The sequence below is a fragment of the Mycobacterium sp. E735 genome, from assembly GCF_001666955.1.
Lineage (GTDB): Bacteria > Actinomycetota > Actinomycetes > Mycobacteriales > Mycobacteriaceae > Mycobacterium.
Genome location: NZ_LZIX01000276.1, coordinates 14,242 through 30,887 on the forward strand (window position 1 = coordinate 14,242; position 16,646 = coordinate 30,887).

Genomic DNA, 16,646 nt, shown 5'->3' on the forward strand with positions numbered 1-16,646 from the left:
TTTCATGAGACGTCCAGCGACGTAACCAAGAACTCGTTGCCGTGCAGCACCTCGACGTCGGAACTGTCGCACCGCGGGCACCAGATCGACCAGGCGGATGTGATCTCCGATCGCCGGCCGCAGGCGCGGCAGCTCACCTCGGCGCCGACGCACTCGAGTTCCAGCTCGGCCTCCGGCATGTTCTCGGCGTCGCGCACCAGCGTCCAGCAGAACGAGAGCGATTCGGGCACCACCTGGCGCAGTGCGCCGATCCGCACCCGCACCACGTCGACGTGCCGGCCGTCGGCATGGGTCTTGGCCACATCGGCGATCGCTTCACAGAGCGACAGCTCATGCACCGCCGATCACCGGCGTCCGCCGCGGTCTCATGAGCACTGTTCTACACCGAACGCCCCGCGTGCGCAGCAGTGTCAGGGGGAGGGCGTCCACTTCTGTTCCAGCCGGCCGTAGCGCCAGAACAGCACGGCGGCCGCCCAGGTGATGACGAACGCGCCCACGACGAAATAGCCGACGGTGTTGAGGTCCAAGCCGCCGATCCAGTTCCAGAACGGGCCGCGCCAGCCGAATTGCTCGGCGAACAGCGCGAGGAGTTCGACGCTGCCGATCAGCAGCGCGACCACTACCGACAGAGCGGTGATGGTGATGTTGTAGTAGATCTTGCGGACCGGGTTGGAAAAGGCCCAGCCATAGGCGAAGTTCATGAACGAGCCGTCGATGGTGTCCAGCAGGCACATCCCGGCGGTGAAGAGCACCGGCAGACACAGGATGGCGTACCAGGGCAGCCCGGCGGCGGCACTGGTGCCGGCGAGGACCAGCAGCGCGATCTCGGTCGCCGTGTCGAAGCCGAGTCCGAACAGCACCCCGACGGGGTAGGAGTGCCACGACTTGGTGATCGATCTGGTGAAGCGGCTGAGAAACCGGTTCATCAGGCCGCGGCTGTCCAGCTGCCGTTCCAGTTCGGCGCCGTCGGTTTCGTGGTCGTAGTCGCCACGGCGCAGCCGGGCGAACACCCGCAGGATGCCCACCAGCACGACGACGTTGAGGAGGGCGATCGCATAGAGGAACACACCGGAGACGCCGGTGCCGATCAGCCCCGTGTAGTGGTGCAGCGCCGACGAGTCGTCCCGGACCGGCCCGACGATCGTCTTGACTCCGGAGGCCAGTAGGACCGCCAGCGCGAAGACCACCGTGGAATGTCCGAGCGAGAAGAAGAACCCGACCGCGAGCGGTCGCTGTCCGTCGTTCATCAGCTTGCGGGTGGTGTTGTCGATGGCGGCGATGTGGTCGGCGTCGAACGCGTGCCGCATACCCAGGGTGTACGCCGTCAGCCCGATGCCCACACCAAATGCCTTGCCGCCGAGGCTCAGTTGCGCCGGGGCCACCAGGGCCACCAAGGTGAGCCAGCCGATCAGATGGAGCGCGACGATGACCGCCAGCATCGAGGCGAGACGCCACCACTCCGCCGCCGTCAAGGCGGTGCGAAGCTTGGTCGTCCATGACGGCCACCAGTCGGGCTCAGTACCGGCCACTGTGGTCCTTCCGGCATGAGGGAACAACCGGGTCGACTGTATGTGCGTTCGCCGACTAGATGCAAGTCGCTCGCAGGAAACCCGGCGCCCGGTGCGGGAGGTGAATTCGGCCGAAAACTGGCGCGCCCCGCCGGGCGGCGCGACACTGGGCGGGTGACGCCGAAGCCGTCGGCTCTGGACCCTTCCGTCGCCGCGCGGATCGGTGATCTGCTGCGCGCCCGGGGGCTGCGGCGGATGTCCTCGCGTATTCAGGTGCTGGCGGTGCTCGAGCCCGTCGACGGGCACCTGCCGGTCGCGGAAATCCACGAGCGGGTGCGCGCCGCGTTGCCGCACGGCGCCCATGCCCCCGACGTGGCGACCATCTATCGCACGGTGACCACCCTGGTCGGGCAGGGGATGCTGCACGCGCTGACCCTCGACGGCGGTGTCACCACCTACGGGATGGCCACCGCGCCACACCACCACGCCGTGTGTACGTCGTGCGGCTCGATCATCGAGGTGCCCGCCCGGCAGCTCAGCTCGGCCCTCGAGCACGCGATGGCGGGCAGCTCCTTTGCGCTCTCGGAGGCGGCGGGGCTGACGCTGCACGGGCTGTGCCCCGAGTGCCAGGACGGCAAGGGGCCACTCAAACGTTCGGGGCGCTGACCACGAGCCCGATGGTGGCGACCCGCTGCGCCCGGCTGAGCCGCGCTGGCGATCGCCACTAGGCCGAATGGTGGCGACCCGCTGCGCCCGGCTGCGCCGCGCTGGCGATCGCCACGAGCCCGATGGTGGCGACCCGCTGCGCCCGGCTGCGCCGCGCTGGCGATCGCCACTAGTACAGATCCAGCAGAGCGTTCTCGACCACTTCCGGCAGCCCGGGATGAATCCAGTACTGCCCACGGGCCATCTGCGGGGCGGTCAGCCCGAAGCTCATCGCCTGGATCAGCGGCTGGATGATCGATGACGCCTGGGGACCCATGATGTGCGCGCCCAGCAGCCGCCCGGTTCTTCGCTCGGCGATTAGCTTGACAATCCCGGTGGTGTCCTCCATGGCCCAACCGTAGGCGACGTCACCGTAGTCGTGTATAGCGACGGATACGTCGAATCCCTTTGCCATTGCCTGATTTTCGGTCAGGCCGACGGCCGCCAGCTGGGGATCGGTGAATACCGCCGATGGCACGTAGCGGTGATCCGTGGTGACCATCGCATCGGTGTCGTCCCAGTCGCGGAGGATGTTGTGCCCCACGACACGGGCCTCGTGGTTGGCGACGTGCTTGAGCTGGTACGGCGAGGAGACATCGCCGAGAGCGAAAACCCCACGGGCGGAGGTGCGTTGGTATTCGTCGACCACCACCCGGCCATTCTCGACGTCGACGCCGGCCTGTTCGGCATCCAGCAGGTCGGCGTTGGGCACGCGCCCGGTCGCGACCAGGAGCAGGTCCGCGTTAAGGGTCGATCCGTCGTCCAGTTGCAGGGCGACGCCGGAATCGTGGCTGGTGCCGCCCACGACGTTGCGGTGGGTGCGAAGTTCCCATTTGGCCGCCGCGATGCGGGTGAAGCGCTTGCAGAGGGTGTCGTCACAGTGTCGCAGCATCGAGCTGCCGCGGATGACCAACGTCATGCGCACGCCGAGGGCGGAGAAGACATGCGCGAATTCCGCTGCCACGAAGCCACTCCCGACGATCACCAGGTGTTCGGGCAACTCCGGGATCCGCATGATCGTGTCGCTGGTGTGGTAGGCGACGCCGCAGTCGAGGATCGCCGGCGGGATGACCGGCCGCGACCCCGCCGCGATCACCACCTGGTCGGCGGTGAACTCCTCACCGGCGTCGGTGCGCAACAGGTAGCGTCCGTCGGGCTGGACCGGCCCGAATCGGGCGTGCCGGCTGTACAAGTCGACGTTGGGCGACGCGCGGCGATAGTCTTCCCCGCTCATCGAGATCGGATCGATGCGCCCGAAGATGCGCGAGACGATGTCGTCCCAGCGCACCCGGTCGACGTGCGCGTCGACCCCGTAGCGCGCGGCGTCCCGGATCGTCGTGGCGACCTCGGCGGCGTAGACGAACATCTTGGTCGGGATGCAGCCGACGTTGAGGCAGGTGCCGCCGAACGTGCCGTGCTCGCAGAGCGCAACTCGTTTACCGTTGAAGCGATCGTCGAGAAGGCTGTTGCCCGAGCCGCTTCCGATGATCGCGATGTCGTAGGTCTCCACCCCGTCACCCCTTCTGCGAAGATGTGCGGTCGGCGTTGAGGTAGTGGTCCAGCCAGCGGTCGAGCTGGCGATAGGCCGCCTGCCGCGGCTGCGGCAGCGACAGGAAAACGTCGTGTTTGGCGTCGTCGATCGGAACGATGGTGCTGTGGTTCCCGATGCAGCCGGCCCGTCGGGCGATCTGGGTGACGTCGAGAACCGCATCGCCGCGTTGCATGGACGCCGCGTCGCTGGTTTCTCGCACAGTGTGATCCGAACGCAGGATCAGGTTGGGCACCCCGACGTCCAGTCCGCGGTGCAGCCGGGCGTGGCCGCGGCGAATGGCGTGCAGCCAGCCGAGGGTGATGGGGAAGCCGCCCACCGGTTTCCACTGCAGGTTGTAGTCGAACTCGCCGTGGTAGTCGCGGTGCAGCGTGGTGCCGTAGCCGCCCTCGGTCGGCGTCCGGACCACCCCCTTGGACCGAACCCGGGACAGGCCCGCGATCAGCGTCGAGGTCACGCTGTGTCGCAGGACCGCCGGGCCGTGCAGGTCCAGGAACGGGCTGTTGAGCACCAAACCCCCGATGCCGGCGTGCGCCGCCGCATCGCGCCGGCGAAGCCGGTCCAGCCACAACGACACGATGAGCCCGCCGGAGGAATGGCCGTACACCAGGACCTTGGCGGGCCGGTCTTGGTCGCGAATGGCCGCCAGCGCGTGTTCCAGCTCGGCGTCGTAGTCGTCGAGGTTGGTGATGAAGTGGGGCGTCTGACCGTCGCGGCGTGAACGGCCGCACTTCTGGAGGTCCAGCGCGTAGAAGGCGAAGCCGCGATCGGCGAAGTGATCGGCCAGCGCGGTGTTGAAGAAGTAGTCGGTGTAGCCGTGCACGGCGAGCACCGCGTGGCCGGTCCCCGAGGGGCCGGTGGGCTCGCCGCGCCGGATCAGCGTCGCGACGATCTCGCCCTCGCCGACCGGGTCGGGCCCGAGGGGGATGGTGCGCTGCCAATAACCGGGCAGGACGTCGGGCACCCAGCCAGTCACGAGGCCAGCTTAGAGGTTTTGCTGGTCGCCGGGAGCCGCACGCCGTTCGCGCCCGGTTGTCCTCGGGATAGCCTGGGGACCGGCGCAGTCGAGGGAAGGACCAGGAGCAGTTGTCGTCGCTAGCCCGAACCGCACGGACTGACGTCGTGCTGGTGGGCGCGGGCATCATGAGCGCGACGCTCGGTGCGTTGCTGCGCCGCCTGCAGCCGGACTGGTCGATGACCATTGTCGAACGGCTGGACGCCGTCGCCGCGGAGAGCAGCAGTCCCTGGAACAACGCCGGCACGGGGCACTCGGCGCTGTGCGAGCTCAACTACACGCCGCAGAATCCCGATGGCTCGATCGACATCACCAAAGCGGTGCGGATCAACGAGCAGTTCCAGGTGACCCGGCAATTCTGGGCCTACGCCGTAGAAAACGGGATCCTGACCGATACCGGCTTCTGCAACCCGATCCCGCACGTGAGTTTCGTGCGCGGGGCGCAGCGCGTCGAGTTCTTACGCCGCCGGCAACGGGCGTTGGCTGCCAACCCGCTGTTCGCGGGCACCGAATTCATCGACGACGCCGACGAGTTCGCCCGCCGGCTGCCGTTCATGGCCGCCAAGCGCGGCTTCGCCGAACCGACCGCGCTCAACTGGGCCCCCCACGGCACCGACGTCGACTTCGGCGCGCTGGCCCGCCAGCTCATCGGCTACTGCGTGCAGGACGGGGCGAGCGCGCTGTTCGGCCACGAGGTCCGCGATCTGACTCGGCAATCGGACGGCAGCTGGACGCTGCTGGTTCGCAATCGCCGCACCGGCGAAAAGCACCGGCTGAACGCCAAATTCGTCTTCGTCGGCGCCGGTGGCGACGCGCTGCCGTTGCTGCAGAAGTCCGGCATCAAGGAGGTCAGGGGCTTCGCCGGGTTCCCGATCGGCGGCCGGTTCCTGCGCACCGACAATCCGGCGCTCACCGCCGCCCACCGGGCCAAGGTGTACGGGGTTCCGGCGCCGGGGGCCCCACCGCTCGGCGCGCTGCACCTGGACCTGCGCTTCGTCAACGGCAAGTCATGGTTGGTGTTCGGGCCGTACGCGGGGTGGTCGCCGAAGTTCTTGAAACACGGCCGCCTGTCCGACCTGCCGCGCTCGGTGAAACCGGACAACGCGCTGTCCATGCTCGGGGTCGGCCTCACCCAGCTGACGCTGGTCAACTACCTGCTCGGCCAACTGCGGCTGTCCGAACCCGACCGCATCGCCACCCTGCGCGAATTCGCTGCCAGCGCAGTCGATTCCGACTGGGAGCTGACGGTCGCCGGTCAGCGGGTACAAGTGATCCGGCGGGACAGACGCAAGGGGGGCGTGCTGGACTTCAGCACCACCGTGCTGGCCGCCGCCGACGGCAGCATCGCGGGACTGCTGGGAGGTTCGCCTGGGGCGTCGACGGCCGTGTCCGCCATGCTCGAGGTGCTCGCGCGGTGCTTCGCCGGCCGCTACGGCTCCTGGCTGCCGAGGCTCAAGGAGATGGTGCCGTCGCTGGGCGTCGAGCTTTCCCGCGAGCCGGCGTTGTACGACGAGGTGTGGTGCTGGAGCACCGAGGTGCTGCGGTTGAGGTCCGATTCGGGGGTCCGGTCATGAGTGAAGCGTTGCGTCGGTCCTGGGCCAAAGACCTTGGCGCCCGTACCCTTTACGAGCTGCTGAAGCTGCGAGTCGAGGTGTTCGTGGTGGAGCAGGCCTGCCCGTACCCGGAGCTGGACGGGCGCGACCTGCTCGCCGAAACCCGGCACTTCTGGCTGGAGACCCCCGAGGGCGAGGTGATCTGCACGCTGCGGTTGATGGAGGAACATGCCGGCGGCCAGAAGTCGTTCCGGATCGGCCGGTTGTGCACCAAACGCAGCGCGCGCGGGCAGGGCCACACCACCCGGCTGCTGCGCGCCGCCCTGGCCGAGGTGGGCGACTACCCGTGCCGGATCGACGCGCAGACATACCTGGCCGACATGTACGCCCAACACGGATTCGTCCGCGCGGGTGAGGATTTCGTCGACGACGGCATTCCCCACGTGCCGATGCTCAAGCCTTCGCGACCAGCTCCGCCCCAGGCGGACATCCCGCCCGCGACGTCGTCGGGCGGGCCCGGCTCGGGCCTCACGGAGCTAGCGTGAAGCCGTATCCGTTCAGCGCGATCGTCGGGCACGAGCAGCTGCGCCTCGCGCTGCTGCTGTGCGCCGTGCGCCCGGAGATCGGCGGTGCGCTGATCCGGGGCGAGAAGGGCACGGCGAAGTCGACGGCCGTGCGTGGCCTGGCCGCGCTGCTGTCGGCCGCGACCAACGGCGACGGGGCCGGCCTCGTCGAAATGCCCCTCGGCGCAACCGAAGACCGGGTGGTCGGCTCGCTGGACCTCCAGCGGGTGCTGCGCGACGGCGAGCACGCATTTTCACCGGGGCTGCTGGCTCGCGCGCACGGCGGCGTGCTCTACGTCGACGAGGTCAACCTGCTGCACGACCATCTGGTGGACGTGCTGCTCGACGCCGCGGCGATGGGCCGGGTGCACATCGAACGCGACGGCATCTCCCATTCGCACGAGGCCCGGTTCGTGCTCATCGGCACCATGAACCCGGAGGAGGGCGAACTGCGTCCGCAGTTGCTGGACCGGTTCGGTCTCACCGTCGACGTGCACGCGTCGCGCGATGTCGACGTCCGCGTGGAGGTGGTCCGGCAGCGCATGGCCTACGAGGCGGACCCCGACGCGTTCGTCGAGCGATACGCCGACGCCGAGGCGGAACTGGCCCGGCGCATCGCGGACGCGCGCGCGCTGGTCGGCGAGGTGGTGCTGCCGGACAACGAATTACGGCGCATCGCAGCGGTGTGCGCCGCGTTCGACGTCGACGGGATGCGCGCCGATCTGGTGGTGGCCCGCACCGCCGCCGCACACGCCGCGTGGCGGGGAGCCAAGGCCGTGGAGGAGCAGGATGTCCGGGTGGCCGCCGAGCTGGCGTTGCCGCATCGGTGCCGCCGCGACCCGTTCGACGATCCGGGCATCGACCGCGACCAGCTCGATCAGGCGCTGGCGCAAGCCGGTGACGATGAGCCCGAGCCGGACCCCGACCCGCCGGGCGGCGGGCAGTCCGCGGAAGGCGCTGCGGAGCAACCAAATTCATCGGCGGCCCAGAAGCCGCAACCGCCGCGCCCCAGCGCGCCGCCGTCGAAAACCTTTCGCGCCCGGGCGTTGACGGTGCCCGGGGTTGGCGACGGCGCGCCCGGGCGCCGGTCGCGGGCGCGCAACGCCACCGGCAGCGTGATCGCGGCCGCCGACGGCGGCGACACGAACTCCGGCGCGCACGGCCTACACCTCTTCGCCACCCTGCTCTCGGCCGCCGAGCGGGCCGGCGCCGGGCCGTTGCGCCCGGGCCCGGACGACGTGCGACGGGCGATCCGCGAGGGGCGTGAAGGCAACCTGGTCATCTTCGTCGTAGACGCCTCGGGTTCGATGGCGGCGCGCGACCGCATGGCCGCGGTCAGCGGGGCGACGTTGTCGCTGCTGCGCGATGCCTACCAGCGCCGCGACAAGGTCGCCGTGATCACGTTTCGCCAGAACGAGGCGCGGCTGCTGCTGCCGCCCACCTCGTCGGCGCACATCGCCGGCCGGCGGCTGGCCCGATTCGACACCGGCGGCAAGACCCCGTTGGCCGAGGGCCTGCTCGCGGCGCGCGAATTGATCGTTCGGGAGAAGGCGCGTGATCGGGCCCGGCGGTCCCTGGTGGTGGTGCTCACGGACGGCCGGGCCACGGCCGGACCGGACCCGTTGGGCCGCAGCCGGGCGGCGGCCGCCCGCCTGGTGGCCGAGGGCGCCGCCGCGGTGGTCGTGGACTGCGAAACGTCTTATGTGCGACTGGGCTTGGCCGAGCGGCTGGCCCGCCAGCTGGGCGCGCCGGCCGTGCGCCTCGAACAGCTGCACGCGGACTCCCTGACGCGCGCCGTGCGAAACGCGGCCTGAGAAAGGTAACCGCTGATGCCACAAGGCCGACCGGTCCAGGTGCCCGACGACGGGCTGAGCACCAGGGCCCGGCGCAACACCCCGGTCTTGGCGGTGCACACCGGCCCGGGCAAGGGCAAGTCGACCGCGGCGTTCGGAATGGCGTTGCGCGCGTGGAACGCCGGGCTCTCCGTGGCCATGTTCCAGTTCGTCAAGAGCGCCAAGTGGAAGGTGGGCGAGGAGGCCGCGTTCGCCCAACTCGGTCAGGTGCACCAGCAGCACAACGTCGGTGGGCCCGTCGAATGGCACAAGATGGGCGCGGGGTGGTCGTGGTCCCGCAAGGCGGGCAGCGAGCTCGATCACGCGGCGGCCGCCGCCGACGGGTGGGCGGAGATCGCGCGCCGCCTCGCCGGGCAGCGCCACGACTTCTACGTGCTGGACGAGTTCACCTACCCGCTGAAATGGGGCTGGGTGGACGTCGACGAGGTGGTGGACACGCTGCTGGCGCGCCCCGGCCATCAGCACGTCGTCATCACCGGTCGCGATGCCCCGGAGCGGTTGATCGAGGCCGCCGACCTCGTCACCGAGATGACCAAGGTCAAGCACCCGATGGACGCGGGGCGCAAGGGGCAGAAGGGCATCGAGTGGTGAGTGTCCCCGCCGTCGTCGTCGCCGCTCCGGCGTCGGGCAGCGGAAAGACAACGGTCGCAACGGGTTTGATCGGCGCCCTGCGGCGCGCGGGTCATGTCGTGGCGCCGTTCAAGGTCGGCCCCGACTTCATCGACCCCGGCTATCACGGCCTGGCCGCCGGACGTCCCGGCCGCAACCTGGACCCGGTGCTCGTCGGCGAGAGCCTCGTCGGCGCGCTGTACGCACACGGCGCGGGCGGCGCGGACATCGCGGTTATCGAGGGGGTGATGGGGCTCTTCGACGGGCGGATCGGCCCGGTCTCGACCGGCCCCGCCGAGGGCTCCACCGCGCACGTGGCCGGCCTGTTGGGCGCGCCGGTGATCCTGGTCGTCGACGCCCGCGGGCAGAGCCACAGCATCGCGGCACTGCTGCACGGGTTTTCGACCTTCGATGCCGCGACGCGGGTCCGCGGCGTGATCCTCAACCGGGTCGGTTCGGCCCGGCACGAACACGTGCTACGGCAGGCCTGCGAGCAGACCGGCGTCGCGGTGTTGGGGGCCATCCCGCGGGCCGCCGAATTGGAGCTGCCCACAAGGTATCTGGGCCTCGTCACCGCGGTGGAGTACGGGCGGCGTGCGCGGCTTGCGGTCGAGGCGATGACCGACCTGGTCGCGCGCCACGTCGACCTGGCGGCCGTGGCGGCGGTCGCCGCCGGCCGCGCGGGCCCGGCGTGGGACCCGGCGACGGCGGTGGGGGAGGCACCCGGCGGGCGCGCCACCGTGGCGATGGCCGCGGGGAAGGCGTTCACCTTCGCCTACGCCGAGCACGCCGAGCTGCTTTCCGCCGCCGGCGCCGACGTGGCCGAATTCGACCCGCTCGCTGACCCATTGCCCGACGGCACCGACGCGGTGGTGCTGCCCGGCGGCTTCCCGGAACAGTTCACCGCCGAACTCTCGGCCAACGAGGTGGTGCGCCGCCAGATCAACGAGCTGGCCGCCGCGGGCGCGCCGATCCACGCCGAATGCGCCGGCCTGATCTACCTGGCCAGCGAACTCGACGGCCATCCGATGTGCGGCGTGCTGGCGGGGTCGGCGCGGTTCACCCCGCACCTGACGCTGGCCTATCGCGACGCCGTCGCGGTGGCCGACTCGCCGCTCTACGCCGCCGGACAGCGGGCGGTTGGGCACGAATTTCACCGCACCGCAGTCACTTTCAGCGACAGCTACCAGCCGGCGTGGGTGTACCGGGGCAACGACGTGGACGCCGTGCGCGACGGCGTCGTGCACGCCGGCGTGCACGCGTCGTACCTGCACACCCATCCGGCCGCGGCGCCGCAAGCCGTCGCGCGATTCGTCGCGCACGCGGCCGCCCGCCGCGCCGGGCCCAAAAACAACAGCCACTAGTTCTGCTGGTGGCGACCCGCTTCGCCCGGCGTCCCGCCGCGCTCGCGGTCGCCACTGGTTCTGATGGTGGCGACCCGCTTCGCCCGGCGTCCCGCCGCGCTCGCGGTCGCCACTAGTTCTGATGGTGGCGACCCGCTTCGCCCGGCGTCCCGCCGCGCTCGCGGTCGCCACTAGGCTTGCCCGGTGACCGAGAACGCCTACCTCGCCGGACTGCGCCTGGCCGGCAAGAAGGTCGTCGTCGTCGGCGGCGGCTCGGTCGCCCAGCGCCGGCTGCCCCTGCTCATCGCGAGCGGCGCCGACGTCCACGTCATCTCCCGCAGCGCCACCAGGTCGGTCGAGGCGATGACCGGAATCACGTTGTCCCTGCGGGAATACCGCGACGGTGACCTCGAGGGCGCCTGGTACGCCATCGCCGCCACCAACGACCCGCACGTGAACGCGGCCGTCGTCGCCGAGGCCGAACGCCGCCACCTGTTCTGCGTTCGCGCCGACATCGCCGTGGAGGGGACAGCGGTGACGCCGGCGTCCTTCCGTTACGAAGGGTTATCGGTCGGCGTGCTGGCCGGCGGCGAGCACCGCCGCTCCGCCGCGATCCGGTCGGCCATCCGGGAGGCGCTGCAAACCGGGCTCATCGCCCAGGACAGCGCGGTGAGCTCCGACGTCGTGCGCGGCGGGGTGGCACTCGTCGGCGGCGGCCCGGGTGACCCCGAACTGATCACAGTGCGCGGGCGCCGGCTGCTGGCACACGCCGACGTCGTCGTGGCCGATCGGCTGGCGCCGCCGGAGCTGCTGGCCGAGCTGCCGCCCCATGTGGAGGTCATCGACGCCGCCAAGATCCCGTACGGGCGGGCGATGGCGCAGGACGCCATCAACGACGTCATGATCGAGCGCGCCCGCTCCGGGAAGTTCGTCGTCCGCCTCAAGGGCGGGGACCCGTTCGTCTTCGCCCGCGGCTACGAGGAAGTGCTGGCGTGCGTCGACGCCGGGATCCCGGTCACCGTCGTGCCAGGTGTGACCAGCGCCATAGGAGTGCCGGCCCTCGCCGGCGTTCCGGTCACCCACCGGGCCACAAATCACGAATTCGTGGTGGTCAGCGGCCATCTGGCGCCCGATCATCCCGAATCGTTAGTGAATTGGAATGCGTTGGCCGCGATGTCGGGGACCATCGTTTTGCTGATGGCCGTGGAACGCATCGAACTTTTCGCCGACGTGCTGATAAAGGGCGGTCGACCTGCGGATACCCCGGTGCTGGTGGTCCAGCATGGGACGACGGCCGATCAGCAGACTTTGCGGGCGACTCTCGCCGACACGCCCGAAAAGATCCGCGCCGAGGGCATCCGACCTCCCGCGATCATCGTGATCGGGCCGGTGGCCGCTTTCGGGCTTTAAACGATTCTTAAGATTACTGTAAGGTAACCCTTTATGACGGCCCTCAACGAAACCGAGCGCGCGATGCGGAACTTCACGTCCGCGCGCCCCGATCGTCCGGCCCCGGCGCGCTCCTCGCGCCCGGCGGAGACCGCCTCCACGCGCATCAGCAAGTATTACCCGGCCTGGCTGCCTTCCCGCCGCTTCATCGCGGCCGTGATCGCCATCGGCGGTATGCAGCTGCTGGCGACCATGGACAGCACCGTCGCGATCGTCGCGCTGCCCAGGATCCAGAACGAACTGAGCTTGTCCGACGCGGGCCGCAGCTGGGTGATCACCGCGTACGTGCTGACGTTCGGTGGGCTGATGCTGCTGGGCGGCCGGCTGGGCGACACCATCGGGCGCAAGCGCACCTTCATCGTCGGCGTCGCGCTGTTCACCATCTCCTCGGTTTTGTGTGCGGTCGCCTGGGACGAGGCGACCATGGTCATCGCGCGGCTCTCACAGGGCGTGGGGTCCGCCATCGCCTCGCCGACCGGGCTGGCGCTGGTGGCGACCACGTTCCCGAAGGGTCCGGCCCGTAACTTCGCGACCGCGGTGTTCGCCGCGATGACCGCCATCGGTTCGGTGATGGGCCTGGTGGTCGGCGGGGCGCTGACCGAGGTGTCGTGGCGGCTGGCTTTCCTGGTGAACGTGCCGATCGGGCTGGTGATGATCTACCTGGCCCGCACCGCGCTGCGCGAGACCAACCGCGAGCGGATGAAACTCGACGCGACGGGGGCCATGCTGGCCACGCTGGCGTGCACCGCGGCCGTCTACGCCTTCTCGATGGGGCCGGAGAAGGGCTGGGTGTCGATCACCACCATCGGCTCGGGCGTAGTGGCGATGGGCGCGGCGCTGGCATTCATCATCGTGGAGCGCACCGCCGAAAACCCCGTCGTCCCCTTCAGCCTGTTCCGCGACCGCAACCGGCTGGTCACCTTCGCCGCGATCTTCCTCGCCGGCGGCCTGATGTTCAGCCTGACCGTATGCATCGGCCTGTACGTGCAGGACATCCTCGGCTACAGCGCGCTGCGCGCCGGCGTCGGCTTCATCCCGTTCGTCATCGCGATGGGGATCGGCCTGGGAGTGTCTTCGCAACTGGTGTCGCGGTTCTCGCCGCGGGTGCTGACCATCGGCGGCGGCATCCTGCTGTTCTGGGCGATGCTCTACGGCTGGGGCTTCATGCACCGCGGGGTGCCCTACTTCCCCAACCTGGTGCTGCCCATCATCGTCGGCGGCATCGGCATCGGCATCTGCGTCGTCCCGCTGACGCTGTCGGCCATCGCCGGGGTCGGTTTCGACCAGATCGGCCCGGTGTCGGCGATCGCGTTGATGCTGCAGAGCCTCGGCGGCCCGCTGGTGCTCGCGGTCATCCAGGCCGTCATCACCTCCCGCACGCTGTACCTGGGCGGCACCACCGGCCCGGTGAAGGTCATGAACGACCTCCAGCTGCACGCGCTCGACCAGGGCTATACCTACGGCCTGCTATGGGTGGCGGGGGTGGCCGTCGTCGTCGGCGGGGCGGCGCTGCTGATCGGCTACACGCCGGCGCAGGTGGCCCACGCGCAAGAGGTCAAGGAAGCGATCGACGCCGGCGAGCTGTAAGGCGGCAGGCCGCCCTGGCGGCCAACTCCAATGTCCTTGCGCCGGATTCGATAGCGCGGGCGATATCAAATCCGCGGATCCTGGCATGGGTCCTCGGCTGCCAGGCGCCCACCCCTGACAAGTTAGGCTGGCCCGCTGTGATCACCCGGATGTCCGAGCTCTTTGTGCGCACGTTGCGCGACGATCCCGCCGACGCCGAAGTGCCCAGCCACAAGCTACTGATCCGGGCCGGCTACATCCGGCCCGTCGCGCCCGGGCTGTACAGCTGGCTGCCGCTCGGCCTGCGGGTGCTGCGCCGGATCGAGCGGGTCGTCCGCGAGGAGATGAACGCGATCGGCGGGCAGGAGATCCTGTTCCCCGCCCTGCTGCCGCGCGCGCCGTACGAGACGACGAACCGGTGGACCGAATACGGCGACGGCGTGTTCCGGCTCAAGGACCGCCGCGGCAACGACTACCTGCTCGGGCCGACGCACGAAGAGGTGTTCACCCTGACCGTCAAGGGCGAATACAGCTCCTACAAAGACTTTCCGGTGCTGCTCTACCAAATCCAGAACAAGTACCGCGACGAGGCGCGCCCGCGGGCGGGGATCCTGCGGGTGCGCGAGTTCGTGATGAAGGACTCCTACTCATTCGACATCGACGACGCCGGGCTCAAGGCCGCCTACCACGCGCACCGGGAGGCCTACCAGCGCATCCTCAATCGGCTCCAGGTGCGCTACGTGATCGTGTCCGCGGTCTCGGGAGCGATGGGCGGCAGTGCCTCCGAGGAGTTCCTGGCCGAAAGCCCCGTCGGCGAAGACACCTTCGTGCGCTGCCTGGAATCCGGGTATGCGGCCAACGTCGAGGCCGTCGTCACCGCCCGCCCGGAGGCCAAGCCCGTCGATGGCCTGCCCGAGGCGGTGGTCCACGACACCGGTGACACCCCGACCATCGCCACGCTGGTGGACTGGGCCAACACCGCCGACCTCGGCCGCACCGTCACCGCCGCGGACACGCTGAAGAACGTCTTGCTCAAGGTGCGGCAGCCGGGCGGGGAGTGGGAACTGCTGGCCATCGGCCTGCCGGGCGATCGCGAGGTCGACGACAAGAGGCTGAGCGCGGCGCTGGAGCCGGCCGAATACGCGTTGCTCGACGACAGCGACTTCGCCAGGTATCCGTTCCTGGTGAAGGGCTACATCGGCCCGAAAGCACTGCGGGACAACGGAGTTCGCTACCTGGTCGACCCGCGGGTGGTGGACGGCACCAGTTGGATCACCGGGGCGGACGAGCCCGGCCGACACGTCGTCGGCCTGGTGGCGGGACGCGATTTCACAGCCGACGGCACCATCGAGGCCGCCGAGGTGCGCGACGGTGATCCGTCCCCCGACGGCGCCGGCCCGCTGGTGTCGGCCCGGGGGATCGAGGTCGCGCACATCTTCCAGCTCGGCCGCAAGTACACCGACGCCTTCACCGCCGACGTGCTCGGTGAGGACGGCAAGCCGGTGCGGCTGACCATGGGGTCCTACGGCTTCGGGGTGTCGCGGATGGTGGCGGTGATCGCCGAACAACACCACGACGAGCTGGGCCTGCGCTGGCCCCCGTCCGTCTCGCCGTTCGACGTGCACCTGGTGATCGCCAACAAGGACGCGGACGCGCGGGCCGGAGCCACCGAGCTCGCCGCCGACCTGGACCGGTTGGGTGTTGAGGTGCTTCTGGACGACCGGCAGGCGTCGCCGGGGGTGAAGTTCAAGGACGCCGAGTTGCTGGGCGTGCCCTGGATCCTGGTGGTGGGCCGCGGCTGGGGCAACGGCGTGGTCGAGCTGCGTGACCGCTTCGGCGGCCAGACGCGCGAGCTGGCCACCGGTCCGTCTCTGGCCACCGACGTCACGGCCGCGCTGAGCGGGTAATGCGCGAAAGCCCTTGCGGCGCTAGTCGTTTCCGCCCGGGAAGCTCGTCGTGATGGGCCACGCGCCCAGCACGCGGTTCCAGCGGGCGGCCATCACGGCGCTCTGCGTCAAAGCCGTCGAGGAGAAGGCGCGGTCGTCGGCCGTCTCGGCGTGCTCGATCACCACCCGCCACGCCGACGCGCAGTCGTTCTCCATCCGGGCGGCCAGCCGCGCCGCGTCCGCGGCACTGCCGATCAGCATCGGCAGCTGGTAGCCCGGGGCGGCGACCGGGGCGTTGACCTTGCGGGCGGTCAGCATCGCGATCACGTCGTCGCGGCGCTGCCGGTGCTGCAACAGGGCCTCCACCACCATGCCGTTCACGCTGGGCGGCGACAGCGCCGAGACCATGCCGTAGCCGTAGATCGTCGAGTGTTCGATGGCCAGCGCGTCGCACAGCGCCGCGTTGTCGGCGTCCTTGCCGGAGCTCATATCGAGGGGCCCCCGGGCACCAGGGCGACCGTGTACGAGGCCGTGCAGGACGCGATGATCGACGCCAGCAGCCCGGCCCGGTAGCCCGATTCCCCCGCCACCAGGCGGCTGGCGCTGTCCGCCGACGCCCGCAACGCGTTGATCACGTCGGACACCGGGGGTGGGGGCGGCGGCGGTCCCGGCGGCTCGGCCGCGCTCGGGCTGGGGCTCGTCGTCTCGCTGGTCGACGAGCTGGTGATCTTGCCGGCTGCCCGCGAGATCTCCGTCGACAGCGCGCGGGCATGCGCGGCGCGTTGATTCGCCACCACCGCCAGCGCGGCGGCGATCTGCGGTGGATTGCCGACGGCCGCTGCGGCGGCACCGGCCAGCGCGCTGTCCTTGCGGGCCTGATCCAACGGCCCCAGCAGCTCTTCGACGGCCGGGGGCTTCGGCGGGGATTCGCCGCAGGCGGAGGTGACCACCCCGAGCGCCGCCAGAGCCACGCCGCCGGCGAGCACACCACGCCGGTTGACGGGGGGAACTGCGCTAGCCACAACCACATCCTGCCATCGGCGGACC

15 protein-coding genes are annotated in these 16,646 nt (G+C 70.1%); 9 read left to right on the plus strand and 6 right to left on the minus strand.

The window, feature by feature from the left end; genetic code table 11:
• Window positions 1–2: 2 nt before the first annotated feature.
• Window positions 3–338, minus strand: coding sequence for a hydrogenase maturation nickel metallochaperone HypA (locus tag A5704_RS22990; RefSeq protein WP_067749096.1), 336 nt, complete (start codon window positions 336–338; stop codon window positions 3–5).
• A gap of 72 nt (window positions 339–410) precedes the next feature.
• Window positions 411–1,529: a HoxN/HupN/NixA family nickel/cobalt transporter gene (locus tag A5704_RS22995; RefSeq protein WP_067749099.1), complete on the minus strand. Its 1,119-nt coding sequence runs from the start codon at window positions 1,527–1,529 to the stop codon at window positions 411–413.
• A gap of 153 nt (window positions 1,530–1,682) precedes the next feature.
• On the opposite strand from A5704_RS22995, the gene A5704_RS23000 reads away from it, so the two are divergent.
• Complete coding sequence (locus tag A5704_RS23000; protein ID WP_067749102.1) at window positions 1,683–2,174, plus strand: Fur family transcriptional regulator; 492 nt, start codon at window positions 1,683–1,685, stop codon at window positions 2,172–2,174.
• A gap of 169 nt (window positions 2,175–2,343) precedes the next feature.
• Here A5704_RS23000 and mtr read toward each other — a convergent pair whose 3' ends face one another.
• Both mtr and A5704_RS23010 read right to left on the minus strand, forming a co-directional pair.
• Window positions 2,344–3,723, minus strand: coding sequence for a mycothione reductase (gene mtr, locus A5704_RS23005; protein ID WP_067891258.1), 1,380 nt, complete (start codon window positions 3,721–3,723; stop codon window positions 2,344–2,346).
• Window positions 3,724–3,727: 4 nt separating this feature from the next.
• Complete coding sequence (locus A5704_RS23010) at window positions 3,728–4,738, minus strand: alpha/beta hydrolase (protein WP_082954944.1); 1,011 nt, start codon at window positions 4,736–4,738, stop codon at window positions 3,728–3,730.
• 110 nt (window positions 4,739–4,848) lie between these two features.
• On the opposite strand from A5704_RS23010, the gene mqo reads away from it, so the two are divergent.
• The 8 genes from mqo to A5704_RS23050 all read left to right on the plus strand — a co-directional run bounded on the left by mqo (window position 4,849) and on the right by A5704_RS23050 (window position 15,620).
• The gene (mqo, locus tag A5704_RS23015) at window positions 4,849–6,351 is read left to right on the plus strand and encodes a malate dehydrogenase (quinone) (RefSeq protein WP_082954945.1); all 1,503 of its coding nucleotides are present in this window, start codon (window positions 4,849–4,851) and stop codon (window positions 6,349–6,351) included.
• Window positions 6,348–6,875: a GNAT family N-acetyltransferase gene (locus A5704_RS23020; RefSeq protein ID WP_067749111.1), complete on the plus strand. Its 528-nt coding sequence runs from the start codon at window positions 6,348–6,350 to the stop codon at window positions 6,873–6,875. Before mqo ends, A5704_RS23020 begins: the two co-directional genes overlap by 4 nt.
• A complete protein-coding gene (locus A5704_RS23025) occupies window positions 6,872–8,707 on the plus strand; it encodes a magnesium chelatase subunit D family protein (protein ID WP_067749114.1) in 1,836 nt (611 codons plus the stop codon). Before A5704_RS23020 ends, A5704_RS23025 begins: the two co-directional genes overlap by 4 nt.
• Window positions 8,708–8,722: 15 nt before the next feature.
• Complete coding sequence (gene cobO / locus A5704_RS23030; protein ID WP_067891264.1) at window positions 8,723–9,337, plus strand: cob(I)yrinic acid a,c-diamide adenosyltransferase; 615 nt, start codon at window positions 8,723–8,725, stop codon at window positions 9,335–9,337.
• Window positions 9,334–10,719: a cobyrinate a,c-diamide synthase gene (locus A5704_RS23035; RefSeq protein WP_067779287.1), complete on the plus strand. Its 1,386-nt coding sequence runs from the start codon at window positions 9,334–9,336 to the stop codon at window positions 10,717–10,719. Before cobO ends, A5704_RS23035 begins: the two co-directional genes overlap by 4 nt.
• Window positions 10,720–10,902: 183 nt before the next feature.
• Window positions 10,903–12,108, plus strand: coding sequence for a uroporphyrinogen-III C-methyltransferase (cobA, locus tag A5704_RS23040; RefSeq protein ID WP_067779285.1), 1,206 nt, complete (start codon window positions 10,903–10,905; stop codon window positions 12,106–12,108).
• 33 nt (window positions 12,109–12,141) lie between these two features.
• Window positions 12,142–13,734, plus strand: coding sequence for an MFS transporter (locus A5704_RS23045; RefSeq protein ID WP_067749134.1), 1,593 nt, complete (start codon window positions 12,142–12,144; stop codon window positions 13,732–13,734).
• 137 nt (window positions 13,735–13,871) lie between these two features.
• Entirely contained in the window at window positions 13,872–15,620 is a 1,749-nt protein-coding gene (locus tag A5704_RS23050; protein WP_067749144.1) for a proline--tRNA ligase, read from the plus strand.
• A gap of 21 nt (window positions 15,621–15,641) precedes the next feature.
• Here A5704_RS23050 and A5704_RS23055 read toward each other — a convergent pair whose 3' ends face one another.
• Together A5704_RS23055 and A5704_RS23060 are read right to left on the minus strand one after the other, a co-directional pair.
• Window positions 15,642–16,088, minus strand: a complete 447-nt coding sequence (locus A5704_RS23055; RefSeq protein ID WP_067749147.1) for a ferritin-like domain-containing protein — start codon at window positions 16,086–16,088, stop codon at window positions 15,642–15,644.
• Window positions 16,085–16,621 carry a hypothetical protein gene (locus tag A5704_RS23060; protein ID WP_067749150.1) on the minus strand — a complete coding sequence of 179 codons (537 nt, stop codon included), beginning with the start codon at window positions 16,619–16,621 and terminating at the stop codon, window positions 16,085–16,087. Before A5704_RS23060 ends, A5704_RS23055 begins: the two co-directional genes overlap by 4 nt.
• Between the last annotated feature and the right edge of the window lie 25 nt (window positions 16,622–16,646).